The sequence below is a fragment of the Aeromonas hydrophila subsp. hydrophila ATCC 7966 genome (assembly GCF_000014805.1).
Taxonomy (GTDB): domain Bacteria; phylum Pseudomonadota; class Gammaproteobacteria; order Enterobacterales; family Aeromonadaceae; genus Aeromonas; species Aeromonas hydrophila.
The window spans coordinates 167,501-193,582 of record NC_008570.1 but is presented as its reverse complement, the minus strand read 5'-3'; the positions used below and the strand labels follow the sequence as shown (position 1 = coordinate 193,582).

Sequence of the window (26,082 nt, the reverse complement as noted above, 5' to 3'; positions counted from 1 at the left end):
CTTTGATGAGTGTGAAAGGGGTCAGCTGCTTTGCCGCTTCTGCAGCTGGAAATCGAGGGTCAGCGCCGAGCCCATGACGGGTTCACCGACCAGCTGACGCAGGATGAGATCGGCGGCCTCCTCTCCCATCCGCTGATAGGGGATGCGGACCGAGGTGAGGGCCGGATAGCAGGCCCGCGCCACGTCCAGATCGTCGAAACCGGCGATGGCGAGCTTGCCCGGCACGTTCAGGTGGCGACGCTGGCATTCGAACAGTACCCCGGCCGCCAGCTCGTCGTTGACGCAGACCAGCGCATCCAGTTCGGGCCAGCGCAGCAGAAACTCCCCCAGCATGGCCGCTCCCGTGCTGAAGCTGGGCCGCTCCGAGGTGTTGATGATGGCGTCGGGGGAGAGGTAGTTGTCCAGCAGCGCCTTCTGCCAGCCCTGCATGCGCTGCTGCAGCATCCACTGCTCCTGGCGGGCGCAGAGAAAGCCGATATTGCGGTAGCCGCGCTCGATCAGGTGGCGGGTCAGCTGGTAGCCGGCATCGAAGTTGGAGACCCCGACGTTCATGTCGATGGGGCTGCGGGCCATGGCCCCCACCTCCACCACCGGCAGGCGGGCCGCCTGCAGCCGCTGGCGGATGGTCTCGCCGGGATCGCTGCCAAACAGCACCACGGCCGCCGGATTGTGCTGCAAAAAACTGGTCAGCAGGCTCTCCTCCTGCTGTTTGAGGTGCTGGGCATCCCCCAGCATGATCTGGTAACCCTCGCCCCGCAGCGTCTGCTGCAGCCCGGCGATCACCTCGCCGCAGCCACACTCGGTCAGGCTGGGCACGATCACCACTATGGTCTGGGAAGTGGCGGACGCCAGCGCCCCCGCCGCCCGATTGGGGATATAGCCGAGTTCGTCCACCGCCGCCTCGATGCGCTCGCGCATCTTGTCGGACACCAGCTCGGGGGTGCGCAGGGCGCGCGACACCGTCATGGCCCCCACGCCGGCCAGCTGGGCCACATCGTTGAGGGTCACCCGACCCGTGCTACGGCGTTTCTTCGCTTCTGACATCCTTTCCCTTCCTCGGCATACGGGTGCTCACTTTAAGGCAAAAGCGCGGCACTGACTATTTGCTCAAACCGGATTTTACCTCCTTTGAGCCAGAGAAGGGGCAAGATGAATCCCTTCCGTGAAAGAAATGATAGCGCTATCACAGATCGATGTTAGCGCTATCTGGTAGCGCTAACTTTCGCGATCAGGCTCACAGTTATCAGCCGGCAAGATCGCTAGATTGGCGCCATCTTATCCAGCCCGGACATTGCCATGCTGACCCAATTGCTGACCGAGGAGGTCATTTCCATCGAAGCGGGTGCCCGCGACTGGCGTCACGCCATCGAGCTGGCCACCGCCCCCCTGCTGGCCAACGGCACCATCGAACCCTCCTATGTGGCGGCGCTCTATCGCTCCCACGAAGAGCTCGGCCCCTACTACGTGCTGGGCCCGGGCCTGGCCATGCCCCACGCCCGCCCGGAAGACGGCGTCAACCGGCTGGGACTGGCGCTGACCGTGCTGAAGGAGGGGGTCAATTTCGGCTCCGAGGGCAACGACCCGGTCCGGCTGCTGGTCACCCTGGCCGCCAGCGACAGCAACTCCCACGTGGAGACCATCGCCCAGCTGGCCGAGCTGTTCATGAATGAAGAAGACGTGGCGGCCATCATGGCGGCCACCAGCAAAGACGACATCTTGCGCATCCTGGCGCGTTATTGAGTGGCGCCCTGCGCCCGACAGAGGAAGAGCACATGAAGATTCTGGTTGTATGCGGACACGGCCTGGGCACCAGCCTGATGATGGAGATGAGCATCAAGAGCATTCTCAAGGAGCTGGCCGTGACGGCCGAAGTGGATCACCGGGATCTCGCCTCCGCCGGCAGCGAGCGCGCCGAGATCTTTGTCGCCACCCGCGACATCGCCGAACAGCTGGTCAGCATGGGCGTCGACGGCCGGCTGGTATCGCTGGACAACATGGTCGACAAGGCCGCCATGAAAGAAAAACTCGCCATCGCCCTGCGTGAGCTGGGCGCACTCTAACCCCTTTGCGACTGTCTGGGCGGCCGGTGAGCCGCCGCTTCCATCTGCTTGGAGCTGACCATGGAATTTTTCAATTTTCTGATGTTTGACGTGCTGTCGGAGCCGGCTGTGCTGGTTGGCCTCATCGCCCTCATCGGCCTGATCGCCCAGAAGAAACCGGTGACCGAGTGCATCAAGGGCACGGTCAAGACCATCATGGGCTTCGTCATCCTGGGGGCCGGCGCCACCCTGGTGGTGAACTCCCTCGGCGACTTCGCCACCATCTTCCAGCACGCCTTCGGCATCAAGGGGGTAGTGCCCAACAACGAGGCCATCGTCTCCATCGCCCAGCAGTCGTTCGGCAAGGAGATGGCGATGATCATGTTCTTCGCCATGCTGGTGAACATCCTGATCGCCCGGCTCACCCCGTGGAAATTCATCTTCCTGACCGGTCACCACACCCTGTTCATGTCGATGATGGTGGCAGCCATCCTCTCCGCCGGTGGCATGAGCGGCATCCCGCTCATCGCGGTGGGCAGCCTGGTAGTCGGCGTGACCATGGTGCTGTTCCCGGCCCTCGCCCACCCCTACATGAAGCAGATCACCGGCTCCGATGACGTGGCACTCGGCCACTTCTCCACCTGCTCCTACGTGCTGGCCGGCTGGATCGGCGCCAAGTTCGGCAACAAGGCCCACAGCAGCGAAGAGGTGCAGGTGCCCAAGAGCCTGCTGTTCCTGCGCGATACCCCGGTGGCCATCTCCTTCACCATGGGCATCATCTTCCTCATCACCTCCGCCTTCGCCGGGCCCGAGTTCGTCGCCAGCGTCGCCAAGGGCAAGCACTGGTTCATGTTCTCCCTGATGCAGTCCATCACCTTCGCCGCCGGGGTCTACGTGATCCTGCAGGGGGTACGGATGGTCATCGCCGAAATCGTGCCAGCCTTCAAGGGGATCTCCGACAAGCTGGTGCCCAACGCCAAGCCGGCGCTGGACTGCCCCATCGTCTTCCCCTACGCCCCCAATGCGGTGCTGATCGGCTTCCTGTCGAGCTTTGCCGCCGGTCTGGTGGGCATGGTGCTGCTCTACCTGCTGGGGCTCACCGTCATCATTCCGGGGGTGGTGCCGCACTTCTTCGTCGGCGCGGCGGCCGGGGTGTTCGGCAATGCCACCGGCGGCCGTCGTGGCGCCCTGCTGGGGGCCTTCGCCAACGGCCTGCTGATCACCTTCCTGCCGGTGTTCCTGCTGCCGGTGCTGGGGGATCTCGGCTTTGCCAACACCACCTTCAGCGATGCCGACTTCGGCGTGGTAGGGATCCTGCTCGGCCTGATCGTGCGCTAACCCTCAGCCCGCACGACATAAAAAAACGGAGCGCCATGCGCTCCGTTTTTTTATATCCGTCTGCCCGGCTTCAGTCATTCTCCAGGCTGGCGAGGCAGTGAGACAAGGTGCGCGCCAGCGCCCCCTGGTTGCGCAGCACCACGGCGCGGGCCTGCTCGCCCATCTCCCGGCGCCGGCTCTCGTCGGCCAGCAGCGCACTCACCTGCTCCCCCAGCGCGGCGGCATCGGCCACCACGGCGGCGCCACCCTGGGCCACCAGCTGGCGGGTGATGTCGCTGAAATTGAAGTAGGCGGGGCCGCTCAGGCAGGGTTTACCCAGCGCAGCCGGCTCCAGCAGATTGTGGCCGCCCACCTTGACCAGGCTGCCACCGACGAAGGCCACGTCGGCCGCCGCCAGCATCAGCGGCAGCTCGCCCATGGTATCGCCGAGGTAAACCTTGTCGTGCTCGCCGACCGCACCACCCGCCGTACGCCGCACGCAGCCGTAGGGGGCGCACAGCGCCGCCACCCGCTCGAATCGCTCGGGGTGACGCGGTACCAGGATCAACAGGGCCGACGGCTGCGCCGCGAGCACCCGATCAAAGGCGGCCAGCACCTGCTCGTCTTCCCCCTGATGGGTGCTGGCGGCGATCCAGACCGGCCGCTCCGCCCCCAGCAGTTGGCGCAGGGCGCGGCCCCTGGCCTGCACCTGCTCATCGAGCTGGATGTCGAACTTGATGGAACCGGTCACCGCCAGCCGCTCGCGCCCCAGCCCCAGCCGATGGAAGCGATCCGCGTCGTCCTGGTGCTGGCAGAGCAGGTGGGTCAGTGGCTGGCTCAAGGCGTCGAACGCCCCCTGAAAACGGCCATAACGCCGGCAGGATCGCTCCGAGAGGCGGGCATTGATGATGGTCACCGGCAGATGGCGCTCCTCGCAGGCGGCCAGCCAGTTCGGCCACAGTTCGGTTTCCATCACCCAGAGCGCGCGCGGTTTGACGGCATTGAGAAACGCCGCCACCGCCCAGGGGTAGTCGAGCGGCGCGTAGCGGTGCTCCACCAGATCCCCCAGCCTGGCGGCCTGCTCGGCGCCGGTGCGGGTGGTGGTGGTGAGCAGGATCGGCAGATCGGGCCGCTCGGCCTTGAGGGCGCGGATGAAGGGGCTGATGGCCAGCGTCTCCCCCACACTCACCGCATGGATCCAGAGCGGCGCCTCCTGCCCGGTGGCGGGTGTCCGCCCCAGGTGCTCGGCCCAGCGCTTGCCAAAGCCGGGCTTGCCCTTCTTCGGCTTGTAGAGCGCCAGCAATGCCAGCGGCAACCCCAGGTGGATCAGCAGGTTGTAGAGCAGCCGATAGCCCATGCTAGTGCGGCTCCCCGCGCTTGCCCGGCTCGGCGACAAAACGGGGCGGTTCGCCGGGCGGCAGCGCCAACGGCGGGGCCGGCGTCTCGCTGCACTCCAGCCGGCGGCCAGCCTCGATGACCTGCTCCGGCATCAGCTCGATCAGGCACTTGAGGTGGCCGAACTTGCAGGTGCGCTTGAAGCAGGGGCGGCACTCGATGTCGGTGTGGACGATCTCGACCCGGTCCGCCAGCGGCGGGGTATAGAGCGGCGAAGTGGAGCCATAGACCCCGATCAGCGGCCGGTTGAGAGCGGCGGCGACGTGCATCAGGCCGGAGTCATTGGCGATCACCCGCCCGGCCAGCGCCATCAGGTCGATCGCCTCGTACAGATTGGTCTTGCCCGCCAGCACGTGGCAGTTGGGGCGCGACAGCGGGTTGATCCGGTCGCGGATGGTGTTGGCCACCGCCGAGTCCTTGGCGGAACCGAAGATCCACACCTGCCAGCCCTCGTCGAGGTGCTTTTGTGCCACCACGGCGTAGTGACCCTCCGGCCAGCGCTTGGCCGGGCCGAACTCGGCTCCGGGGCAGAGCACCAGCACCGGGCGGGCGCGATCCAGCCCGAGCCGCTCCAGCGCCTTCTCCTGGTTGATGAGATCAACGTTGAGGGCCGGCTGGGGAATGGTCGGGATGTCGGCCCGGCTCTTCATCTGTGCCTTGGGATAGGCCAGTGCCAGGTAGGCCTCCACCATCAGCGGAAAAGCGGACTTGTTGCTGCGCATGTCGTTGAGCAGACCGAAGCGGTGCTCCCCCTTCCAGCCGGTGCGCACCGGGATGCGGGCAAACCAGGGGATCAGCGCCGACTTCATGGAATTGGGCTGGATAATGGCCTGATCGTACTTCTCGGCCGCCAGCTGCTTGCCGAGCCGGCGGCGGGCCCCCAGCTTGAAGTCGCCGTGGCCGAGCGGCATCGGAATGGCTTTGTCCACCTCCGGCATCCGCTCCAGCAGGGCACCACACCAGGCGGGCGCCATCACGTGCAGCTCGCTGTCGGGGTGATTGGCCTTGATCGCCTTATAGAGGCTCTGGGACATCACCATGTCGCCGACCCAGGAGGGGCCGATCACCAATATCTTCATCTCGCGCGTCTCTTGGGCCAAGCCCTGCGGTTAATCGTTGCTGGCCGAGATTATGCCCCAAGAATGGCCCGAGAAATAACAGAAGATCCCCGCACCACCCGCTCTCATGCCGAAAAGCATCCCATTTGAAGCTAACGCAGCCCCGACCGCCGGAACCATGCTCCGCCTGCCGTTTTAGGCTAGAATGGGCGCCAATTTGAGCATGGCCCGCCAGCCGGGCGCCAACAAGAGCCTTTAATCCGTGAATAAACCGACTCTGGCGGCTGTCCTTATCGTCAAGAATGAAGCCGAAAACCTGCGCCCCTGCCTCGCCTCCCTCGATGGACTGGTCGACGAGATCGTCATCATGGACTCCGGCAGCCAGGACGAAACCCCGACCATCGCCGCCGAATTCGGCGCCCGCTTCTTCGTCAACCCGGTGTGGCCGGGCTTCGGCCGCCAGCGCCGCCTCGCCCAGTCCCACGTGCAATCCGACTGGGTGCTGTGGCTGGATGCGGACGAGCGGCTCACTCCCGAGCTGAAAGCCGCCATCGCCGCCGTCATGGCCAACCCGGCCAGCGACACCATCTACTCGATCCCGCGCCTCTCCTGGGTATTCGGCCGCTTCATCCGCCACAGCGGCTGGTATCCGGACCGGGTGCTGCGCCTCTATCCCAAGGCGCTCACCAGCTACAACGAGGTGCTGGTGCACGAGAAGGTGGAAGTGCGCGCCAACATGAAGATCGTCAACCTGCACGGCGACCTGCTCCACTTCACCTATCGGGATCTGGAGCACTACCTGGTCAAATCCGCCGGCTATGCCCGCGCCTGGGCCGATCAGCGCACCGCCCGCGGCAAGAAGGGCTCCCTCAGCCAGGGGCTGGTGCACGCGCTGGGCTGCTTCCTCAAGATGTACCTGCTCAAGGCCGGCTTCCTCGATGGCAAGCAGGGGCTCTTGCTGGCCATCCTGTCGGCCCACTCCACCTTCGTCAAATACGCCGACCTCTGGATCCGCCAGCAGCCGCAAGCACCGGATCAGGCGGACAAGTAAGCCGCAGCACTTCCCCTCATACGAGACAGGGCCCTTCAAGGGCCCTGTCTGCATTTACATCATCTGGTATCAGTGTTCAGTGCGCCAGAACGGCGGCGCCCAGCGGGCGATCGCCGCCGCCATGGTCTTGGGATCGAGCTGGCTCATGTCTTCCGGGTGATCGCTGTCTTCCGGCGGGCTGAACGCCAGATGGCGCCCCTCGCTGTTGAGCGGACGCCAGCGCAGCGGCGTCGCCGAACGGTGCGCCGGGAAGAAGCCGATGGTGGGCACGTCCAGCGCCGCCGCTATGTGCAGCGGCCCCGTGCTGCCCGCCACGAACAGGGCGGCGTTGGCCATCACCTGGCAGAACTTGGGCAGACCCTCGTCGGAGCGGTAGATCCAGCCGTTGCCGCCGTGGGCCAGCAGCTCGGCCGCCAGCTGTTCGGCGATCCTCTCCTCCCCCGGCCCCGCCGTCAGTATGCACTGCAACTCAGGGCAGGCCTGATTGAGCTTGATGATGAGGCGGGCGTACTGCTCGATGGAGAGGTTGTTGGCCGAGCCACCGCTGCCGGCATGCACCATCAGCCAGGGGCGACCGGCATCGAGCCGCAGGCGGGCGGCGACCTGCTCGCGCACCTGTTGCAGACTCTTCGCATCGAAGCTGAGGTAGGGGCCCTGCGGCTCCACCGCGCTCACCTGCTGGTCGGCGAGGAAACGACGCACCAGATCCAGGTTGTATTCGTACTCCGGCTTCTGGGAGCGGGAGCGGCGCTGGATCAGGCGCTGGTTGTAGAGCACCTGAGCCAGCTTGGTGGCCGGTGCCAACCGGTAGGGAATGTGCGCCTTCCACACCAGCATGGCGTTGCGGGAGTTGGAGAAGAGGCAGATGGAGGCATCGAAGGCGGCGGCCTTGATGCGCGCCTGCAAGGCGCGTTGCTGTTCCTTGTCGGCCCGTGAGCCCGGATCCAGGATGATCTCGTCAATCCAGGGGCAGAGGCGGGCCAACGGCGCCGTGTAGGCAGGAACCAGGGCAGTCACATGACACTCCATGGAGCGCTTGAGCATGGCAAAGCTCGGCCAAGCCAGCATGAAGTCACCAATCTTGTCATTGCGGACTACCAGAATACGTTTCATAAAAAATCCCTTTGCTCCCTGTCACCAATGCAAGGAGGCTTGATGCGCGGTGCGGGTATTCTTGCCTGATGTATCGCTATTCTCAAGCGAAGAGACCCGGTGACCCCGATTTGGATCGGCAAAGCCGGCCTTGGGGCGCCAAAACTCGCCCCAAGGCGGTCGCGCCAATCCCCCAACAGACCCTATAATGCGACCAAATTTCCCGGTTGCAGGAATCAGCAGCATGACCAACAAGGTAATCTATCCCGGCACCTTCGATCCCGTCACCAACGGCCACACAGACCTCATCGGCCGGGCCGCCAAACTGTTTGATGAAGTGGTGGTCGGGGTGGCCAACAGCCCGAGCAAGCGGCCGCTGTTCGATCTGGACGAACGGGTGCAGCTGGCCCGCCAGGTGACCGCCCACCTGCCCAACGTCAAGGTGGTCGGCTTCTCAGGCCTCTTGGTGGATTTTGCCAGGGAGCAGCAGGCCAACGTGCTGATCCGCGGTCTGCGCGCCGTCTCCGACTTCGAGTACGAATTCCAGCTCGCCAACATGAACCGCCGCCTGATGCCGGAGCTGGAGAGCGTGTTCCTCACCCCGGCCGAGGAGAACTCTTTCATCTCCTCCACCCTGGTGAAGGAGGTCGCCCTGCACGGCGGTGACATCCGCCAGTTCGTCGACCCCGCCGTGGCCGCCGCCATCAAGGCCAAACAGACCAAGTAACAACGAAACAGGCTACCCGAGGGTAGCCTGTTTGCTGCAGGGGCCTGTGCACCTCAGCCCGCCAGACGCGGGCCCAGCAGTTGCTGACTCGCCAGGGTCAGCTGATCGAGCCACTCGTAACGGCGCCGGTACATGGCCCGCTTCTTGGAGGCGATCTCCTCCAGCGGCTTGCGCTGAGCGGGCTGCAACCGCACGAAGTTGCTGTCCAGATCGATGGCGCCAAACTCCTGCCACAGCTCGTCATAATCCGCCTGCAGGCAGGCTTTCTTCTTCTTGCTGTAACGGCGGGCCTGATAGATGTGGGCCTTCATCCGCACCGCCGAGATGTGCTCGGCCTGCATCGCCTCGGCCAGCTCCATCACCAGCATCACCACCAGCGACTTGGGCCGCAGACCGTGGCCCTCCTTGGTCAGCGCACGCACCTTGTCCTGCGCCTGCTCGATGCAGGGCTCCGGCCCCTGCACCGAACCGATCACCACTGCCAGCCGGTTGGGAGTGCCGGCCAACGAGAAGGCGCAGCTGTAGAGCCGCTTGCCCTGCGGGTCGACGATGGAGAGGGCCAGCTCCGCCTCGCGGCGGAAGGTGCCGTCGTGGCGCAGCACGATGCGACAGCCGCTCTCGGGATAACGACCGAGCTCGATGCCATCCCCCAGATAGAGCGGGTCGATCAGATCCGGGTAGCGAGCCAGCATCAGCCGGTAGTGGTTTTCCAGCATCTCGGCCCGCTCGGTCGCGGTGGAGCCGGCAAAGCGATAGGGCCGCATCGGCTTGTCGAGCAGCTCGGGATAGTGGGCAGGCAGGGCCTTGAGCGGTTCGGCCTGAAACAGCTCGAACACGCGGCTCAGCTGCTGCCGATAGAGCAGGCTGCGCAGCACGAACTTGGCGCGATTGAAGGTTTTGCGGGCGCTGTCATCGGGATAGAGGAAGCGCGCCATTTTTTGGGCACAATAGTGCCCCTGCCGGGACAAATGGTCCCAGTCTATTGATTTAGCTGTCATTTTATTTTCTCAAACCGCCTGAACGGTCGAGATAGTAGTGACAGGCGAGCAAATCTTCAACAGACTGGAAATACTCTCTTACAACTTGGCCATTTCAGGCCAAAAAAACCGCGATTCAGCGCTGGCAGTGGGAACAGAACACGGTGGTACGCTGTCCCAGCCGGATTTCACTGAGCAGGGTGTGGCAGTGAAAACAGGGCTGGCCGCCCCGCCCGTACACCTGCAGCTGCTGCACGAAATAGCCCGGCTTGCCGTCTGCACTGGTGAAATCCTTGAGGGTGGTGCCGCCCTGCCGAATCGCTTCGGCCAGCACCCGCTTGATCTCGGCCACCAGGGTGCCCAAGCGCTCGGCGCTGATGTTGCCCGCCGCCCGCTTGGGGTGAATGCCGGCGGCGTAGAGCGCCTCGTTGGCGTAGATATTGCCCACCCCGACCACCACCTGGTTGTCCATCAGGAAGGTCTTGATGGCGGTGCTGCGCCCCTTGGCGCGCTCACGCAGGTAATCAGCATTGAACGCATCGGTGAGCGGCTCCGGCCCCAGCTTGGCCAGCAGCGCGTGCGCCTCGGCCGGCTCGCGGGTCCACAGCAGGGCGCCGAAGCGGCGCGGATCGTTGAGCCGCAGCAGCTTGCCGTTGGCCAGCTCGATATCCACGTGATCGTGCTTCTCGGCCGGGGTGCCGATGTCCAGCACCCGCAGGCTGCCCGACATGCCCAGATGGAGGATGGCGGTGCCGAAGTCGGTCTCCAGCAGCAGGTACTTGGCGCGGCGGCTGACCCGGTGGATGGTGAGATCCACCAGCTCCTGGATTTCCCCCGGCACCGGCCAGCGCAGGCGGCCGTCCCGCACCACCACTCGGGTGACCTTGATGCCGGTAAGCCAGGGCGAGATACCCTGGCGGCTGACTTCGACTTCCGGTAATTCAGGCATGGGATCCTCGTGCTGACGCTGAAAAGGGGTTAGGGAGCGGGACGCAGCAGGCTGCGGTACTGCTCCTGGCTCAGGCTGAGCCAGGTCGAGGGGGGCAGCAGGGCGGCAAACTTGCCGCTGTCCTGATAGAGGCCCACCTCGATGGGATCGGTCTGGCCGGCGACCCAGATCTTGAGGGTAACCGGGTTGCCGCGCACGGATTCGCCGGGCGGCAGCAACCAGCCCTGCCAGGCCTCGATGTGCGCCGCCAGCTGGGCACTGCTGAGTCCCAGATCCGGCCCGCTGCGCCAGCCCTGTCCGATCCGTTCGATCTGCCAGCTCGGCCCCTGCCAGGTGAGCACCACGGCGCTGTCAGGCAGCAGCGGACGCGCTCGCTTGGCGCTGTTCTCCTGCTGGGCCAGCTCCAGCCGGTGCAACAGGGTGATCACGATCAGCACCACTACGATAATCACGTTGTTCCAGCCTTTGCGGCTCAGTTTGAACATGACAAGCCTCCCTTAGAACCGGCAGTGTACTGAATTTCGGCCATAAAAAAACCCGGCACTAGGCCGGGTTTTTGGGAATGCAGCATCAAGTAATTACTTGATTTTGCCTTCCTTGTAGATCACATGCTGACGAACAACGGGATCAAACTTTTTGATCTCCATTTTTTCGGGCATGGTGCGCTTGTTCTTGGTAGTGGTATAGAAGTGACCAGTACCGGCGCTGGAGTTCAGGCGAATTTTCTCGCGAATACCTTTAGCCATGATCTAATTCCTTATACCTTAACACCGCTGGCGCGCAGTTCAGCCAGAACCACTTCAACGCCACGCTTGTCGATGATACGCATGCCTTTTGCGGATACGCGCAGGCTTACGAAGCGTTTTTCACTCTCAACCCAAAAACGGTGAGTGTGCAGGTTCGGCAGGAAACGACGCTTGGTAGCGTTGTTAGCGTGCGAACGGTTGTTACCAACTGCCGGGCGCTTGCCGGTTACTTGGCATACTCTAGACATGTCAGTCTCTCCAAATCTTACTTCATTGCTCGAGCAAATATCTGCCCCGCTGGCCTTCGATTGCGGGGCAAACAGAAGGCGGCATTTTATACAGCATCCGTGATCAAAGATCAACTAATACGGCGCCAGAGCACAGTCATAACCAACCGCGCTCGGCGAAAGAAACCGTGATGCCGTCACCGATCACCAAGTGATCCAGCACTCTGATATCGATCAGGGCCAAGGCGGCCGTGATCCGATCCGTGATCTGGCGGTCGGCCCGACTGGGCTCGGCGACGCCGGACGGGTGATTATGCGCCAGAATCACGGCGGCTGCATTATGTTTGAGTGCGATCTGCACGATTTCTCTAGGCCAGACGCTCGCCGAGTCGAGGGTGCCGTAAAAAAGTTCAACGAATTGAATCACTCGGTGCTGGTTGTCGAGCAGCAGCAGGGCAAACACCTCCCGCGGTCGATCCCGCAGCTGAGCCTGCAGATAGTCTCGGGTCAACTGGGGCGAAGTGAGCGGATCGCCCCTTTGCAACTGCTCGGCCAGATGGCGCTTGCCCATCTCCAGCACGGCCTGCAGCTGGGCATATTTGGCTGGCCCAAGGCCGTGCGCCGCGCAAAAGGCCCGCTGTTCGGCGCCAAGCAGCGCCCGCAACGAACCAAATTGCTGCAACAGATGGCGGGAGAGATCGACCGCACTCAGGCCACTAACCCCGGTACGCAGGAAGATCGCCAGCAGCTCGGCGTCGGACAAGCCGCCAGGCCCCTGACGCAACAGCTTCTCACGCGGGCGTTCATCTTCCGGCCACTCCTTGATGCTCATTTGTCTCTCCCTCATGCCTATTGAGAGAAAACATAGCAAAAAATCGCGGGAGCCCGACCACAAGTCCCCCATGTCAGCCTCTGTCGTCGTCCGCTGCCTGTGGTATCTTAGCCGACCAGTCAGAGTGAGCCGGAAGAGAAGCAGCAGATGAGATTGGCCGATAAACGCATCCTGTTGGGTGTCAGTGGCGGGATCGCCGCCTACAAGAGTGCCGAACTGGTACGCCGCCTGAAAGATCAGGGGGCCGAGGTACGGGTGGTGATGACCCGTTCCGCCAAGGAGTTCATCACCCCGCTGACCCTGCAGGCCGTCTCCGGCCACCCGGTGGCCGACAGTCTGCTGGATCCCGCCGCCGAGGCGGGCATGGGCCACATCGAGCTGGCCAAGTGGGCCGATCTGGTGCTGATCGCCCCGGCCAGCGCCAACCTGATGGCCCGCATGGCCGCCGGCATGGCCGACGAGCTGCTCACCACCCTCTGCCTGGCCACGCCGGCACCGGTGGCACTGGCGCCCGCCATGAACCAGCAGATGTACCTCAACGCCGCTACCCAGGCCAACCTCAAGACTCTGGCCAGCCGCGGCATCCTGCTGTGGGGGCCGGACTCCGGCAGCCAGGCGTGCGGTGACGTGGGCCCGGGCCGGATGCTGGATCCCCTCGAGCTGGTTGAGCTTTGCTGCCAACAGCTCGCCGCCGAGCCACTGCTGGCCGGGGTCAGGCTGCTGCTCACCGCCGGGCCGACCCGCGAGGCGCTGGATCCCGTGCGCTACATCAGCAACCACAGCTCAGGCAAGATGGGCTACGCCATCGCCCGCGCCGCCCGTGAAGCGGGCGCCGAGGTGACCCTGGTGAGCGGCCCGGTGGCACTGGCCCCCCCGGCGGGCGTCACCCGCGTCGACGTGGAAAGTGCCGAGCAGATGCATCAGGCGGTGATGAGCCGGGTCGGCGAGTGCGACCTCTTCATCGGCTGCGCCGCCGTCGCCGACTACCGCCCCGCACAGGTGGCCAACCAGAAGATCAAGAAGACTGGTGACAACGACCAGATGCAGCTGACCCTGGTCAAAAACCCCGACATCATCGCCGCCGTGGGGGCTTTGTCAGACAAGCCCTTCACCGTCGGATTTGCCGCAGAAACCGTGGATGTGGAACAATACGCCCTCGACAAACTGCAGCGTAAGCGGCTGGACATGATCGCCGCCAACGACGTATCTCGTGCGGGCCAGGGCTTCAACGCCGATGACAACGCCCTGACCGTGTTCTGGCAAGGGGGTCAAGCCCCCCTGCCCCTGGCCGATAAGCTGACGCTGGCTCGTCATCTCATCGCCCTGATTGCAGATCACTACCGGCACTGAGCCCGTCAATCGACCACCTCCACTCCATTAAAAACGATTTATGACAACACAAATTGAACTGAAGATTCTGGATGCCCGCATCGGCACCGAGTACCCGCTGCCCGCCTATGCCACACCGGGCTCCGCCGGCATGGATCTACGCGCCCTGCTGGATGCCCCGCTGACCCTGGCCCCGGGTGATACCACCCTGGTGCCGACCGGGCTGGCCATCCACATTCAGGATCCGGGCCTGTGTGCCACCATCCTGCCCCGCTCCGGCCTCGGCCATAAGCACGGCATCGTGCTGGGCAACCTGGTCGGCCTCATCGATTCCGATTACCAGGGCCAGCTGATGGTCTCGGTGTGGAACCGTGGTAATGACAACTTCACCATGCAGCCCGGCGAGCGCATCGCCCAGCTGGTGATCATGCCGGTAGTTCAGGCCAGCTTCCAACTGGTCGATGAGTTCAATCAGAGCGAACGGGGTGAAGGCGGTTTTGGTTCTTCTGGTCGCCAATAACAGACCACACCAGCCCGCGCGGCGGTGCCTAATAACAGAATCAGGCCATTGTTTTTTTTAGGGGAATCCATGGCAAGCAGTAATCAGAAACAGAGTCGGCGCGATCAGATCCTGCAGGCGCTCGCCCACATGCTGGAGACCAGCCCTGGCCAGCGCATCACCACGGCCCGTCTGGCGGCCGAGGTGGGGGTATCCGAGGCCGCGCTCTATCGACATTTTCCCAGCAAGGCGCGAATGTTCGAGGGGCTGATCGACTTTATCGAGGATTCCCTGCTGTCACGGGTCAACCTGATCATGGCCGAAGAGAAAGACACAATGGCCCGCTGCCACCACATACTGCAGCTACTGCTGGTGTTCGCCGAGCGCAACCCCGGCATCACCCGTATCCTCAATGGCGATGCCCTGTTGGGTGAGCACGACCGGCTGCGGGATCGCATCAGCGTCCTGTTCGACAAGCTGGAGACCCAGATCAAGCAGGTACTGCGGGAGAAGCGGCTGCGCGAAGGCCAGGGCTTCCAGCTCGACGAGACCATGCTGGCCAACCTGCTGCTGGCCTATACCGAGGGGCGGATCAGCCAGTTCGTCCGCTCCGAGTTCAAAATCAAGCCCACCGCCGGCTTTGAAGATCAGTGGCAATTTATCCGCAGCCAGCTGCTGCAGAGCTGACAAGCTCAATTTGCAATCAGTAGCGGCAACGCCGCTCCAGACGGGTTGCAGTAAAGAGGGAGGCCTTGGCCTCCCTTGTTTTTTGTGGCACAAAAGAGACGATGAGCACCAGATGCGACCCGGATTGTCGCATTCCAGTGTTAGATTCATGCGTCATAAACCTTTTATCGCCTGACAGGACACCCTATGGAACCCGAAATCATCACCGAAGCGCAGACCTGGCTGGTCAACAACCAGGGCCTGCTGATCGAGTATGCCGTCAACATCGCGGCCGCCCTGATCACCCTGCTGGTCGGCTATATCGCCGCCAACCTCATCAGCAGCGCCGTGGTCAAGGTGATGCAGGCCCGCAAGCTGGACACCACTGTCACCCACTTCGTCGGCAGCATCCTCAAGTACGCCATCCTGGTGTTCGTGGTGATCGCCGCGCTGGGCCGGGTCGGGGTGCAGACCGCCTCCTTCGTCGCCATTATCGGTGCCGCCGGTCTGGCCATCGGTCTGGCGCTGCAGGGCTCGCTCTCCAACTTTGCCGCCGGCTTCCTGCTCATCATCTTCCGCCCCATCAAGGCAGGTGAGTTCATCGAGGTGGCAGGCACCAATGGCGTGGTGCAATCCGTTCAGCTGTTCACCACTACCCTCACCTCCGGTGACAACAAGATGGTGGTGGTGCCCAACTCCGCCATCCTCAACGGCACCATCGTCAACTACTCGCGCATGGATACCCGCCGGGTCGACATGACCTTCGGCATCGGCTATGGCTCCGATCTGCGCAAGGCCAAGCAGATCCTGGAGCGGCTGGTCAGCGAAGAGCCGCGCATCCTCAAGGAGCCGGCCGCCACCATCGCCGTCGCCGCGCTGGCCGACTCCTCGGTCAATATAGTGGTGCGCCCCTGGGTCAAGACCGGCGACTACTGGGGAGTCTGGTTCGACTTCCACGAGAAGGTGAAGCTCACCTTCGATGCCGAAGGCATCGAGATCCCCTTCCCGCAGATGGTCATGCACATGCAAAAGCCACAGGCCTGAGCCTTTTCCTGAATGACACAATGCCAGCCTCCGGGCTGGCATTGTCGTTTCCGACCCCGCTGACGGGCATAAAAAATCCGGCCACCCTGGGCCGGACTTTGTTTTCAGCATGCCGGGGGCGTCGATTCACACCAGCCGACGAGCCACCCGGTTGAGCAGCGGTTGCACCAGCACATAGCCTCCCAGCACGGCACCGATCACCGCCAGCACCCGTAACGGCAAGGTCGGCGCCGCACTGGTCAGTACCATGGTTAGCAGGCCGATGAGGCCGGTGGCGATCAGGCTCAGAGCAAACAGGGACAACACAGCTTTCATAGCGATCTCCTCATTCCAGACAGTGGCCATCCCTGGGAGATCTCGTCCATTCGCTCATATGCTAGCCAGCCTCCAGTGCCAACAACTTGCGCCTGCGCATGAAATGAGCAAAAAGGCGCCTGTCGAATACTCTTTTGGCTGCCAGGCCAAACTGCCACCCCACTCGCAGCAGGCTCTCGCCCTGAAAGCCCTTTCAACGGCGGCAAGCCCGACCAAGTATGCGCAAACGCAAGATCCGGCTGCCATCAGTGACTCATAATCGCAGCGTTTTGGTTGTAAACTCGGTCGATGGCAGACAATTGGTAAAGCTCTGTTACACGGGCCGCGCAGCTGGCCCGGTATAATGCTCGAATAATAAGGTTTGGCGGGAGCCTTGCCTGCAAGGTTCATACACAACTTGGAAGACTGATAATCCTATGAAAAACATCAATCCAACCCAGACCCAGGCCTGGCAGGCACTGGAAGCCCACTTTGCAGCGAACAAAGAGACCCGGCTCAAGGATCTGTTCGCGCAGGACCCGAAGCGCTTTGACAAGTTTTCCCTCACCTTCGGCGGCGACATCCTGGTTGATTACTCGAAGAACCTGATCACTGAAGAAACCCTCAAGTTGCTGGTTGATCTGGCCAAAGAGACCGATCTTCGCAGCGCGATCGATGCCATGTTCAATGGCGACAAGATCAACATGACCGAAGGTCGCTCGGTACTGCACGTGGCCCTGCGCAATCGCTCCGACCGCCCCATCGAATGCGACGGCAAGGACGTGATGCCGGAAGTGAACGCCGTACTGGCCAAGATGAAGGGCTTCTGCGAGAAGATCATCTCCGGCGAGTGGAAAGGCTACACCGGCAAGGCGATCCAGCACGTGGTCAACATAGGTATCGGTGGCTCTGATCTGGGCCCGGTGATGATCACCGAAGCACTGCGCCCTTACAAAAATCACCTGCAGATGCACTTCGTCTCCAACGTCGATGGCACCCATATCGCCGAGACCCTGAAGAAGATCGATCCAGAAACCACCCTGTTCCTGGTGGCCTCCAAGACCTTCACCACTCAGGAGACCATGACCAACGCCCTGACCGCCCGCGACTGGTTTATCAAGATCGCCGGTGACAAGGCCCACGTTGCCAAGCACTTCGCTGCGCTCTCCACCAACGGCAAGGCCGTGGCCGAGTTCGGTATCGACACCAACAACATGTTCGAGTTCTGGGACTGGGTTGGCGGCCGCTACTCCTCCTGGTCTGCCATCGGCATGCCCATCGCCCTGTCCGTCGGTTTCGAAAACTTCGAAGCCCTGCTGCAAGGCGCCTTCGAGATGGACATGCACTTCGCCACAGCCTCCTATGAGCAGAACGTGCCGGTGCTGCTGGCGCTGATCGGCCTGTGGTACAACAACTTCTACGGTGCCGAGTCCGAAGCCATCCTACCGTACGATCAGTACATGCACCGCTTCCCTGCCTACTTCCAGCAAGGCAACATGGAGTCCAACGGCAAGTACGTCGACCGCAACGGCAAGCCGGTTGACTACCAGACCGGCCCCATCATCTGGGGTGAGCCGGGCACCAACGGCCAGCACGCCTTCTACCAGCTGATCCACCAGGGCACCAAGCTGATCCCCTGTGACTTCCTGGCCCCGGCCATCAGCCACAACCCGATCGGCGACCACCACCCGAAACTGCTGGCCAACTTCTTCGCCCAGACCGAGGCGCTGGCCTTCGGCAAGAGCAAGGAACAGGTCGAAGCCGAGTTCCTGGCGGCTGGCAAAACCCTGGAGCAGGTCAAGGATCTGGTGCCGTTCAAGGTGTTCGAAGGCAACCGCCCGACCAACTCCATCCTGTTCAAGAGCCTGACCCCGAAAACCCTGGGTGCCCTGATCGCCATGTACGAGCACAAGATCTTCGTACAGGGCGCAATCTGGAACATCTTCAGCTTCGACCAGTGGGGCGTGGAGCTGGGCAAACAGCTGGCCAACAAGATCCTGCCGGAACTCAACACCGATGCAGCTGTCACCAGCCACGACTGCTCCACCAACGGTTTGATCAACACCTGGAAAGCATGGAAAGCCTGATTTAGCCCGCCTTTCTGAATGCAAAAGCCCCGCTCGATGAGCGGGGCTTTTTTGTGGCCGGGTTTTCTGGCTGGCCGGTCGGGTGTCCAGTCCGACCGGCGACGGGGATCGTCATCCCCGCCCCTTCATCATCCAGCCCGATGCAGGCTTAACCGCCAACGGCGATACGTTTCATGTCCTTCATGTAGCCACGCAGTACCTGGCCGATTTTTTCGATCGGGTGGTTGCGAGTCGCTTCGTTGGCCGCCAGCAGCGCCAGGTTATCCACGCTCTGCCCTTCCGCCTTGCTGGCCCCCAGATCGCCTGCTTTCAGGGTCGGCATGAAGTGCTCGCGCAGCAAGGGCACGGCGGCGTTGGCGAACAGGTAGTTGCCGTACTCGGCGGTGTCGGAGATGACCACGTTCATCTCGTACAGACGCTTGCGGGCAACAGTGTTGGCAATCAGCGGCAGCTCGTGCAGGGATTCGTAGTAGGCAGACTCTTCATAGATGCCGGAGGCCACCATGGTCTCAAACGCCAGCTCGACACCCGCCTTGACCATGGCCACCATCACCACGCCATTGTCGAAGTACTCCTGCTCGGCAATCTTGCCTGCAAACGCCGGGGCGTTTTCGAAGGCGGACTTGCCGGTCTCTTCGCGCCAGCCGAACAGCTTGGCATCGTCTTCGGCCCAGTCGGCCATCATGCCGCGGGAAAACTCGCCGGCGATGATGTCGTCCATGTGCTTCTCGAACAGCGGGCGCATCAGGGTCTTGAGCTGCTCGGAGAGCTCGAAGGCGCGCAGCTTGGCCGGGTTGGAGAGGCGGTCCATCATCAGGCTGATACCACCCTGTTTCAGGGCTTCGGTGATGGTCTCCCAACCGAACTGGATCAGCTTGCCGGCGTAGGCCGGGTCGGTGCCTTCGGCAACCAGCTTGTCGTAGCAGAGCAGGGAGCCGGCCTGCAGCATGCCGCAGAGGATGGTCTGCTCGCCCATCAGGTCAGATTTCACTTCCGCCACGAAGGAGGACTCCAGCACGCCGGCACGGTCGCCACCGGTGGCAGAGGCCCACGCCTTGGCGATGGCCATGCCTTCGCCCTTGGGATCGTTCTCCGGGTGAACGGCGATCAGGGTAGGTACGCCGAAACCGCGCTTGTACTCTTCACGCACTTCGGTACCCGGGCACTTGGGCGCGACCATGACGACAGTGATGTCGGCGCGGATCTGCTGACCCTCTTCCACCACGTTGAAGCCGTGGGAGTAACCCAGCGCGGCGCCCTGCTTCATCAGCGGCATCACGGTTTTCACCACGTCGGAGTGCTGTTTGTCCGGAGTCAGGTTGAGCACCAGATCGGCGGTCGGGATCAGCTCTTCATAGGTACCGACCGCGAAGCCGTTGTCGGTGGCTTTCTGCCAGGAGGCGCGCTTCTCGGTGATGGCGGCCTTGCGCAGGGCGTAGGAGATATCCAGCCCGGAGTCACGCATGTTCAGACCCTGGTTCAGACCCTGGGCACCACAGCCCACAATCACCACCTTCTTGCCCTTCAGCACGTTGCAGCCGTCCGCGAACTCTTCGCGCTGCATGAAACGACACTTGCCCAGCTGGGCCAACTGCTGACGCAGGTTCAAGGTATTGAAATAGTTAGCCATGGTGATTGCTCCGTTCGATTGATTCCATGCCGGGTAGCGGCGTTGTCTAAACCACTATAGCGCGGGACACTTATTGCCTGAACTGATATATTCGAAACAGTACGTTGCAATAATTGAAACGTTAATCCTTCATAATTGCCTGCTGAATGTACCGCGAGATGGCAGAAACAAGCCGCCAACCGCTGGATATCGGGCACACAAGCCGCGCTAGGAGCTAAAAGATGGACCTTCGCAATCTCGAGCTGTTTCTCCACCTCGCCGACTCCCTCCACTTCGGCAAGAGCGCCGATGCCATGGCGGTCAGCCCCTCCACCCTTAGTCGCGCCATCCAGCGACTGGAGCAGGAGACCGGCTGCATCCTGTTCGAGCGGGACAACCGCTCGGTACGGCTCACCCCCGCCGGCGAGAAGCTGCGCGAATTCGGCGGCGCTCTGCTGCAGGAGTGGCGCCAGCTCAAGCAGGAGCTCAGGCGCAGCGACGAGCCGCTGCAGGGTCGGCTACGGGTGTTCTGCTCGGTCACCGCCAGCTATTTTCTGCTGCCCGAGGTGCTGGAGCGCTTTCGCCGCCGCTATCCCCAGCTGGAGATCAAGCTGGAGACCGGCGACCCGGCGCTGGCGGTGGACAAGATCCTGACCGACGAGGCCGATCTGGCCATCGCCGCCCGCCCCGATGCCCTCTCCTCCAAGCTGGAGTTTGCCAGCCTGCAGCAGGTGCCGCTGGTGTTCATCGCCCCCCGCACCGCACCGCAGCAAAGCCAGTGGTTTTCCCAGGGGGAGCCAGACTGGGAGCGGCTGCCGCTGATCCTCTCGGAGCAGGGGCTGGCCCGTAAACGCTGCGATCAGTGGCTGCGCAACAAGGGGATCGCCCCCAACATCTATGCGGAGGTGGCGGGCAACGAGGGGATTGTCGCCATGGTGGCGCTCGGCTTCGGCGTGGGGCTGGTGCCAGCGGCGGTGATAGACCACAGCCCCATGGGTGAAAAGGTGCGCATCGTCGAACCCAAACCGGCGCTCAAGCCGTTCGATGTCGGCATCGCCGTGCTCAAGAAGCGGCTGGAAGAGCCGCTGATCCGCGCCTTCTGGGATACCGCGCGGGGCCAGGGCTCACTGCGCTGACACGGCGGACAGCGCCGGAGCATAGATGAGCGAAGGATCCTGCATCATGGCCCGGCTGCCGGCCGGCAGATCCGGATTGCTCAGCTCCAGCATCACCCGCCGATCCAGCTGCAGCCGCCGGATGGTGCTGCCAAAACCCGCCTCGAATACCCGCTCATAGTCACCGGACTGACGGGCTCGCTGCAGGCCGAGCTCGATGCGCTTGGCCAGTTCCGGGTACTTGGGCGAGACAAAGAACAGCAGCGCCAGCGGATAGCGAAACACCAGGTGTGGCTCGATGGCCAGCTCAGGGTGCTGCTTGAGCTCCTCCTCGATCTCGATGACCGAGCGCAGGAAGCAGTCGAAGCGCTGCTTGCGCAGCATGTTGAACAGGGCGTCGTAGAGGCTGCCAACCACCACGTTGAGACCGTTCTCCTTGAGCAGACGGGTATCAGGCCAGGATCTGTGCTGGCCGATGCGAAGCCCGGCCTGTTGCCAGTCGGTCAGCGATCGTATGTTGGCGAACCGCCCCTCGTCCCCTTGCCGAATGAGGCACACCCGCCAGCCCAGCAACCCTTTTGCCAGCGGAACATGGATGGCCAGCAGGGTACGTTCGCGCTCCTCGTCGGGAGCAAACACCCCGATCTGCACCAGCTCGCCGCTTTGCAACTCCTTGACCGCCCGTCCCTGCTCCATCGGCGGGCTGGCAATCAGCCGATAGGGACCGTATTCGGGTACGGTCAGATCGAGCGAGAGTCGCAGCAGAGCAGCCACGGCGGGATTGGGATGGTCCAGCAGCAGGTTCCAGGCCCTGATGGGCACTTCTGCCGCCGGTACGCTGCCGGCCAACAACATGACGCAACACAACCAGATCCTGATCATCGCGCACCTCCCCCGCCATCCATTCACTATAACCTCAGGCCTGGCCCCCTTGATGCAAGACGCCGCAGATGTGTGAGCCACTTCGTGTCAAATCTGACACTGGTCAGCCTGAGGAGCGATTCACCGGCTAGACTGGATGTTCAGCCTGAATGGAACAAGGAGCCGCGCCATGATGCCCCATCTGATCGAAATCAACAGCTCGCTGCTGTTCGATGAGTACCTGCAGAGCCTGGGAGTACCGCAAACACAGCTTGATCAGGAGCAGGATATCTATCTGCAGGAGCGCCATCTGGCAGCGGTACGCCAGATCCAGGGCGAGCTGAAGTTTTACCTGCGAGCCAGCGCCCTGACCAGGCAGTGATCCGCAACCGGTCACAGAACCGGCGCTGAAAGCGTATTACACTGGCACCATCCGCCACCCACGGGAGTGCCCATGAAACCAAGCGGCCTGGATCGGCTCTTCAAACCCCAGTCAATCGCCGTCATCGGTGCCTCGACCGACCCGCAGAAGGCGGGTCACGTGGTGATAAGACACCTGCTCGCCGGCCAGTTCAAGGGCCCCATCCTGCCAGTCAGCCCGCACAGCACGGCCATTGCCGGCGTGCTGGCCTATGGCGATATCGACAGCCTGCCGCTGGCCCCGGATCTCGCCATCGTCTGTACCCGGCGGGAACGGGTGCTGACCCTCATCGAAGCGCTTGGTAAACGGGGAGCGGGCGCCGCCATCATACTGGCGGCAGACTTCACTGCGCCGGAGCGGGAGCAGCTGCAGCAGCTCAGCCAGCAATACGGCATCCGCCTGCTCGGCCCCAACAGCATGGGGATGCTGCTGCCGGGTCAGGGCATCAATGCCAGTTTCTCGCCGATTGCCGCCAAGCCCGGTCAGGTTGCCTTTCTCTCCCAGTCGGCCGCCGTCAGCACCACCATCCTGGATTGGGCCAAGCAGCATGAACTCGGCTTCTCGGCCTTCATCTCCCTTGGCGATCACTGCGACATCAACTTCGGCCAGCTGCTGGATCAGCTCTCTCGCGACAGCGTGACCCGCGCCATCCTGCTCTACATGGACAAGCTGCAGGACGCCCGCCATTTTCTCTCGGCTGCCCGCGCTGCCTCCCGCAACAAGCCCATTCTGGTGCTCAAGAGCGGCCGCCATGAGCCGGACAACGGGCTCGACAACGTCTATGACGCCGCCATTCGTCGTGCCGGCATGCTGCGGGTGCGGGATACCCACGAACTGTTTGCCGCCGTCGAGACCCTGAGTCACTCCCTGACTCTCAAGGGAGAGCGGCTCGCCATCATTTCCAATGGCCGTGGCTTGGCCAACATGGCGATCGACAAGTTGCTGGAGCGGGGCGGCAAGCTGGCGATGCCGCCTCGCGACATCGGCAGCGATGCCGACATCAATGACTATCAGCAGGCGCTCGACGACCTGCTGCAAGGGGACGAGGCTGACGCCATCCTGCTCATCCATGCCCCTTCGCTCACCGCCCGTGGCGCCGCCCTGGCGCGCAGCCTGATCGACTACGTCAAACAGCACCCCAGGGCCAGACGCTTCAATATCCTGACCAACTGGGCGGGAGAATATTCGGCCCAGGAGGGGCGTCGTCTGTTCAGCGAGGCAGGCTTCCCCACCTACCGCACCCCGGAGAGCGCAGTCGCCGCCTTCATGCACATGGTGGAATACCGGCGCAACCAGAAGCAGCTGATGGAGACCCCCGCCTCCCTGCAGGGTGACAGGCTCAACCTAGAGCTGTGCCAGCAGTTGATCCGACAGGCGCTGGAACGCAAACAGCTCACCCTCGACACACATCTGGCACACCCCATTCTGCAGGCTGCTGGGCTCTCCACCCTGCCGACCTGGATCGTCTCCGATGCCATCGAGGCCACCCTGACCGCGGAGCAGATCGGCTATCCAGTCGCAGTCAAGCTGCGCTCACCAGACATCCTTCACAAGTCGGCGGTACACGGCGTCATGCTCAACCTGCGTACCTCGGCCGAAGTCGCCCAGGCTGCGGATGCCATTCTGGATCGGGTCAGGCAGCACGATCCCAGCGCCCGTATCGAAGGCCTGCTGGTGCAGCGCATGGCGCGCCGCAGCGGGGGGCTGGAGCTGCGGATCCGGCTGCAACAAGACCCCGTATTCGGCCCCGTCATCCTGCTCGGCGAGTCAGGGGCCGAGCCACAGGAGATGATGGCGGCCTTGCCGCCGCTGAACCAGGCGCTGGCACGCTACCAGATCATCGGGGCGCTCAAGAGCCGCAAGATCCGCGAGCAGGCCAGCCCGGAGCGACTCGACATCGATGCCCTCGGCCAGGTGCTGTGCCAATTGTCGGAGTTGCTGCTCGCCTTCCCCGAGATCCAGCAGCTGGATCTGCATCCACTGCAGGCCTGCGGCGCCGAAATGGTGGTACTGGATGCCAGCCTGACTCTGCAACCTGCTGAAGAAGGCCGCTGCAGACTGGCCATCCGCCCCTATCCCACCGAACTGGAAGAGGGGGCCTGGCTCAAGGATCAGAGCCATGTGCTGCTGCGCCCGATCCGGCCGGAAGATGAACCGGCTCACAAGCAGTTTGTGCTCAAGGTATCGGATGAAGACAGGTACAAGCGCTTCTTTGCCGACGTGGGGGAGCTGGGACATGAAGAGCTGGCCCGCATGACCCAGATCGATTACGACCGGGAGATGGCGTTTGTCGCCGTGGGACAGGATGGTCCGTTCGACCAGCAGATCCTGGGGGTAGTACGCGCCATTTCCAACCCGGACCTGTCTGATGCAGAGTTTGCCATCCTGGTGCGCTCCGACCTGAAAGGGCTGGGGCTTGGCAAGCTGATGATGGAGAAGATTGTTCGCTATGCCAGAGAACGCGGCATTGGCCAGCTGTCGGGCATGACCATGCCCAGCAACCGCGGCATGATCAACCTGGCCAAACGGCTTGGCTTCAAGATCGATATCCAGCTGGAAGATGGGGTGGTCAACATGGAGCTGCCCTGCGCCAGTCAAGGGCAGGCATAAAGCAGAGAAATCAGCGATTTATGACCATAAATCGCTGATTTTAGATAATAAAAAACCCCGCTCATCTGAGCGGGGTTTCTTGTATTGGGTGCCTGGCAGTGTCCTACTCTCGCATGGCGAATGCCACACTACCATCGGCGCTACCGCGTTTCACTTCTGAGTTCGGCAAGGGATCAGGTGGTTCCACGGCGCTATGGCCGCCAGGCAAATTCTTCAATCTTAGAAAGCTGACGTGAATAACGAACTGCCTGTTGGCGTCGCTATCACTGAATTAGTAGTTCGTTCATTCGCTACAAGGCCCAGAACACTTCTTGGGTGTTGTATGGTTAAGCCTCACGGGTAATTAGTATGGGTTAGCTCAACACGTCGCCGCGCTTACACACCCCACCTATCAACGTTGTGGTCTCCAACGGCCCTTTAGGACCCTCAAGGGGTCAGGGATGACTCATCTCAGGGCTCGCTTCCCGCTTAGATGCTTTCAGCGGTTATCGATTCCGAACTTAGCTACCGGGCAGTGCCACTGGCGTGACAACCCGAACACCAGAGGTTCGTTCACTCCGGTCCTCTCGTACTAGGAGCAACTCCCTTCAATCATCCAACGCCCACGGCAGATAGGGACCGAACTGTCTCACGACGTTCTGAACCCAGCTCGCGTACCACTTTAAATGGCGAACAGCCATACCCTTGGGACCGACTTCAGCCCCAGGATGTGATGAGCCGACATCGAGGTGCCAAACACCGCCGTCGATATGAACTCTTGGGCGGTATCAGCCTGTTATCCCCGGAGTACCTTTTATCCGTTGAGCGATGGCCCTTCCATTCAGAACCACCGGATCACTATGACCTACTTTCGTACCTGCTCGACCTGTCCGTCTCGCAGTTAAGCTGGCTTATGCCATTGCACTAACCTCCTGATGTCCGACCAGGATTAGCCAACCTTCGTGCTCCTCCGTTACTCTTTGGGAGGAGACCGCCCCAGTCAAACTACCCACCAGGCACTGTCCGCGACCCCGATTCAGGGGCCTGCGTTAGAACATCAAACATACAAGGGTGGTATTTCAAGGACGGCTCCAGCGCAACTGGCGTCACGCCTTCAAAGCCTCCCACCTATCCTACACATGTAGGTTCAATGTTCAG

The 26,082-nt window shown here is 62.5% G+C and carries 26 protein-coding genes and 2 rRNA genes (1 of these 28 running past the window's edge); 13 read left to right on the top strand and 15 right to left on the bottom strand.

Annotated elements, in window-relative coordinates; genetic code table 11:
* Positions 1-21: 21 nt before the first annotated feature.
* Positions 22-1,044: a LacI family DNA-binding transcriptional regulator gene (locus AHA_RS00875; RefSeq protein ID WP_011704192.1), complete on the bottom strand. Its 1,023-nt coding sequence runs from the start codon at positions 1,042-1,044 to the stop codon at positions 22-24.
* A gap of 252 nt (positions 1,045-1,296) precedes the next feature.
* On the opposite strand from AHA_RS00875, the gene AHA_RS00870 reads away from it, so the two are divergent.
* Genes AHA_RS00870 through AHA_RS00860 form a run of 3 tightly spaced genes read left to right on the top strand, consistent with a single transcriptional unit; the run spans position 1,297 to position 3,377 of the window.
* A complete protein-coding gene (locus AHA_RS00870) occupies positions 1,297-1,740 on the top strand; it encodes a PTS sugar transporter subunit IIA (protein WP_005307534.1) in 444 nt (147 codons plus the stop codon).
* Between the two features lie 32 nt (positions 1,741-1,772).
* Positions 1,773-2,060, top strand: a complete 288-nt coding sequence (locus tag AHA_RS00865; protein ID WP_026142047.1) for a PTS sugar transporter subunit IIB — start codon at positions 1,773-1,775, stop codon at positions 2,058-2,060.
* A gap of 60 nt (positions 2,061-2,120) precedes the next feature.
* The gene (locus AHA_RS00860; protein WP_011704190.1) at positions 2,121-3,377 is read left to right on the top strand and encodes a PTS ascorbate transporter subunit IIC; all 1,257 of its coding nucleotides are present in this window, start codon (positions 2,121-2,123) and stop codon (positions 3,375-3,377) included.
* Positions 3,378-3,447: 70 nt separating this feature from the next.
* Here the strand turns inward: AHA_RS00860 and waaA are convergent, their stop codons facing one another.
* A complete protein-coding gene (gene waaA / locus AHA_RS00855) occupies positions 3,448-4,713 on the bottom strand; it encodes a lipid IV(A) 3-deoxy-D-manno-octulosonic acid transferase (RefSeq protein ID WP_011704189.1) in 1,266 nt (421 codons plus the stop codon).
* A gap of 1 nt (position 4,714) precedes the next feature.
* A complete protein-coding gene (gene waaF, locus AHA_RS00850) occupies positions 4,715-5,830 on the bottom strand; it encodes a lipopolysaccharide heptosyltransferase II (RefSeq protein WP_011704188.1) in 1,116 nt (371 codons plus the stop codon).
* A gap of 241 nt (positions 5,831-6,071) precedes the next feature.
* Here waaF and AHA_RS00845 point away from each other — a divergent pair, with 241 nt between their 5' ends.
* Positions 6,072-6,860, top strand: a complete 789-nt coding sequence (locus AHA_RS00845) for a glycosyltransferase family 2 protein (RefSeq protein ID WP_011704187.1) — start codon at positions 6,072-6,074, stop codon at positions 6,858-6,860.
* Positions 6,861-6,929: 69 nt separating this feature from the next.
* Here AHA_RS00845 and AHA_RS00840 read toward each other — a convergent pair whose 3' ends face one another.
* On the bottom strand, positions 6,930-7,973 hold the full coding sequence (locus AHA_RS00840; RefSeq protein ID WP_011704186.1) for a glycosyltransferase family 9 protein: 1,044 nt from the start codon (positions 7,971-7,973) through the stop codon (positions 6,930-6,932).
* 223 nt (positions 7,974-8,196) lie between these two features.
* Between AHA_RS00840 and coaD the strand changes: the two genes are divergently transcribed.
* On the top strand, positions 8,197-8,679 hold the full coding sequence (coaD, locus tag AHA_RS00835; protein WP_011704185.1) for a pantetheine-phosphate adenylyltransferase: 483 nt from the start codon (positions 8,197-8,199) through the stop codon (positions 8,677-8,679).
* A gap of 53 nt (positions 8,680-8,732) precedes the next feature.
* Here coaD and AHA_RS00830 read toward each other — a convergent pair whose 3' ends face one another.
* The 6 genes from AHA_RS00830 to radC all read right to left on the bottom strand — a co-directional run bounded on the left by AHA_RS00830 (position 8,733) and on the right by radC (position 12,410).
* Positions 8,733-9,614 (bottom strand): VirK/YbjX family protein, encoded by an 882-nt coding sequence (locus AHA_RS00830; protein ID WP_011704184.1) that lies wholly within the window; start codon positions 9,612-9,614, stop codon positions 8,733-8,735.
* A 178-nt stretch (positions 9,615-9,792) separates the two neighbouring features.
* Positions 9,793-10,605 (bottom strand): bifunctional DNA-formamidopyrimidine glycosylase/DNA-(apurinic or apyrimidinic site) lyase, encoded by an 813-nt coding sequence (gene mutM, locus AHA_RS00825; RefSeq protein WP_011704183.1) that lies wholly within the window; start codon positions 10,603-10,605, stop codon positions 9,793-9,795.
* 29 nt (positions 10,606-10,634) lie between these two features.
* Positions 10,635-11,090, bottom strand: a complete 456-nt coding sequence (locus AHA_RS00820; RefSeq protein WP_011704182.1) for a hypothetical protein — start codon at positions 11,088-11,090, stop codon at positions 10,635-10,637.
* 93 nt (positions 11,091-11,183) lie between these two features.
* Positions 11,184-11,351 carry a 50S ribosomal protein L33 gene (gene rpmG, locus AHA_RS00815; RefSeq protein ID WP_005307500.1) on the bottom strand — a complete coding sequence of 56 codons (168 nt, stop codon included), beginning with the start codon at positions 11,349-11,351 and terminating at the stop codon, positions 11,184-11,186.
* Positions 11,352-11,362: 11 nt separating this feature from the next.
* A complete protein-coding gene (gene rpmB, locus AHA_RS00810) occupies positions 11,363-11,599 on the bottom strand; it encodes a 50S ribosomal protein L28 (RefSeq protein ID WP_005307492.1) in 237 nt (78 codons plus the stop codon).
* 136 nt (positions 11,600-11,735) lie between these two features.
* Complete coding sequence (gene radC / locus AHA_RS00805; RefSeq protein ID WP_011704181.1) at positions 11,736-12,410, bottom strand: RadC family protein; 675 nt, start codon at positions 12,408-12,410, stop codon at positions 11,736-11,738.
* A 147-nt stretch (positions 12,411-12,557) separates the two neighbouring features.
* Here radC and coaBC point away from each other — a divergent pair, with 147 nt between their 5' ends.
* The 4 genes from coaBC to AHA_RS00785 all read left to right on the top strand — a co-directional run bounded on the left by coaBC (position 12,558) and on the right by AHA_RS00785 (position 15,948).
* The gene (gene coaBC, locus AHA_RS00800) at positions 12,558-13,760 is read left to right on the top strand and encodes a bifunctional phosphopantothenoylcysteine decarboxylase/phosphopantothenate--cysteine ligase CoaBC (protein WP_011704180.1); all 1,203 of its coding nucleotides are present in this window, start codon (positions 12,558-12,560) and stop codon (positions 13,758-13,760) included.
* Between the two features lie 40 nt (positions 13,761-13,800).
* Positions 13,801-14,259, top strand: a complete 459-nt coding sequence (gene dut, locus AHA_RS00795) for a dUTP diphosphatase (RefSeq protein WP_011704179.1) — start codon at positions 13,801-13,803, stop codon at positions 14,257-14,259.
* A 69-nt stretch (positions 14,260-14,328) separates the two neighbouring features.
* The gene (gene slmA, locus AHA_RS00790) at positions 14,329-14,925 is read left to right on the top strand and encodes a nucleoid occlusion factor SlmA (protein ID WP_011704178.1); all 597 of its coding nucleotides are present in this window, start codon (positions 14,329-14,331) and stop codon (positions 14,923-14,925) included.
* A gap of 186 nt (positions 14,926-15,111) precedes the next feature.
* The gene (locus tag AHA_RS00785) at positions 15,112-15,948 is read left to right on the top strand and encodes a mechanosensitive ion channel domain-containing protein (protein ID WP_011704177.1); all 837 of its coding nucleotides are present in this window, start codon (positions 15,112-15,114) and stop codon (positions 15,946-15,948) included.
* Between the two features lie 126 nt (positions 15,949-16,074).
* Here the strand turns inward: AHA_RS00785 and AHA_RS00780 are convergent, their stop codons facing one another.
* Positions 16,075-16,263, bottom strand: coding sequence for a holin (locus AHA_RS00780; protein WP_005323764.1), 189 nt, complete (start codon positions 16,261-16,263; stop codon positions 16,075-16,077).
* 416 nt (positions 16,264-16,679) lie between these two features.
* Between AHA_RS00780 and pgi the strand changes: the two genes are divergently transcribed.
* On the top strand, positions 16,680-18,329 hold the full coding sequence (gene pgi, locus AHA_RS00775; RefSeq protein ID WP_011704176.1) for a glucose-6-phosphate isomerase: 1,650 nt from the start codon (positions 16,680-16,682) through the stop codon (positions 18,327-18,329).
* A 148-nt stretch (positions 18,330-18,477) separates the two neighbouring features.
* Here the strand turns inward: pgi and ilvC are convergent, their stop codons facing one another.
* A complete protein-coding gene (gene ilvC / locus AHA_RS00770) occupies positions 18,478-19,959 on the bottom strand; it encodes a ketol-acid reductoisomerase (protein WP_011704175.1) in 1,482 nt (493 codons plus the stop codon).
* Between the two features lie 221 nt (positions 19,960-20,180).
* Between ilvC and ilvY the strand changes: the two genes are divergently transcribed.
* Positions 20,181-21,074 (top strand): HTH-type transcriptional activator IlvY, encoded by an 894-nt coding sequence (gene ilvY / locus AHA_RS00765; RefSeq protein WP_011704174.1) that lies wholly within the window; start codon positions 20,181-20,183, stop codon positions 21,072-21,074.
* On the opposite strand, the gene AHA_RS00760 is transcribed toward ilvY, so the two are convergent.
* Positions 21,063-21,935 (bottom strand): substrate-binding periplasmic protein, encoded by an 873-nt coding sequence (locus tag AHA_RS00760; RefSeq protein ID WP_011704173.1) that lies wholly within the window; start codon positions 21,933-21,935, stop codon positions 21,063-21,065. The genes ilvY and AHA_RS00760 overlap by 12 nt on opposite strands.
* A gap of 169 nt (positions 21,936-22,104) precedes the next feature.
* Between AHA_RS00760 and AHA_RS00755 the strand changes: the two genes are divergently transcribed.
* Positions 22,105-22,296, top strand: a complete 192-nt coding sequence (locus AHA_RS00755) for a hypothetical protein (protein WP_011704172.1) — start codon at positions 22,105-22,107, stop codon at positions 22,294-22,296.
* A 72-nt stretch (positions 22,297-22,368) separates the two neighbouring features.
* Positions 22,369-24,945 carry a bifunctional acetate--CoA ligase family protein/GNAT family N-acetyltransferase gene (locus AHA_RS00750; protein WP_011704171.1) on the top strand — a complete coding sequence of 859 codons (2,577 nt, stop codon included), beginning with the start codon at positions 22,369-22,371 and terminating at the stop codon, positions 24,943-24,945.
* A gap of 90 nt (positions 24,946-25,035) precedes the next feature.
* Here the strand turns inward: AHA_RS00750 and rrf are convergent.
* A 5S ribosomal RNA gene (gene rrf, locus AHA_RS00745) occupies positions 25,036-25,150 on the bottom strand.
* Positions 25,151-25,267: 117 nt separating this feature from the next.
* Positions 25,268-26,082: ribosomal RNA gene (locus AHA_RS00740) — 23S ribosomal RNA — on the bottom strand (it continues 2,074 nt past the right edge of the window).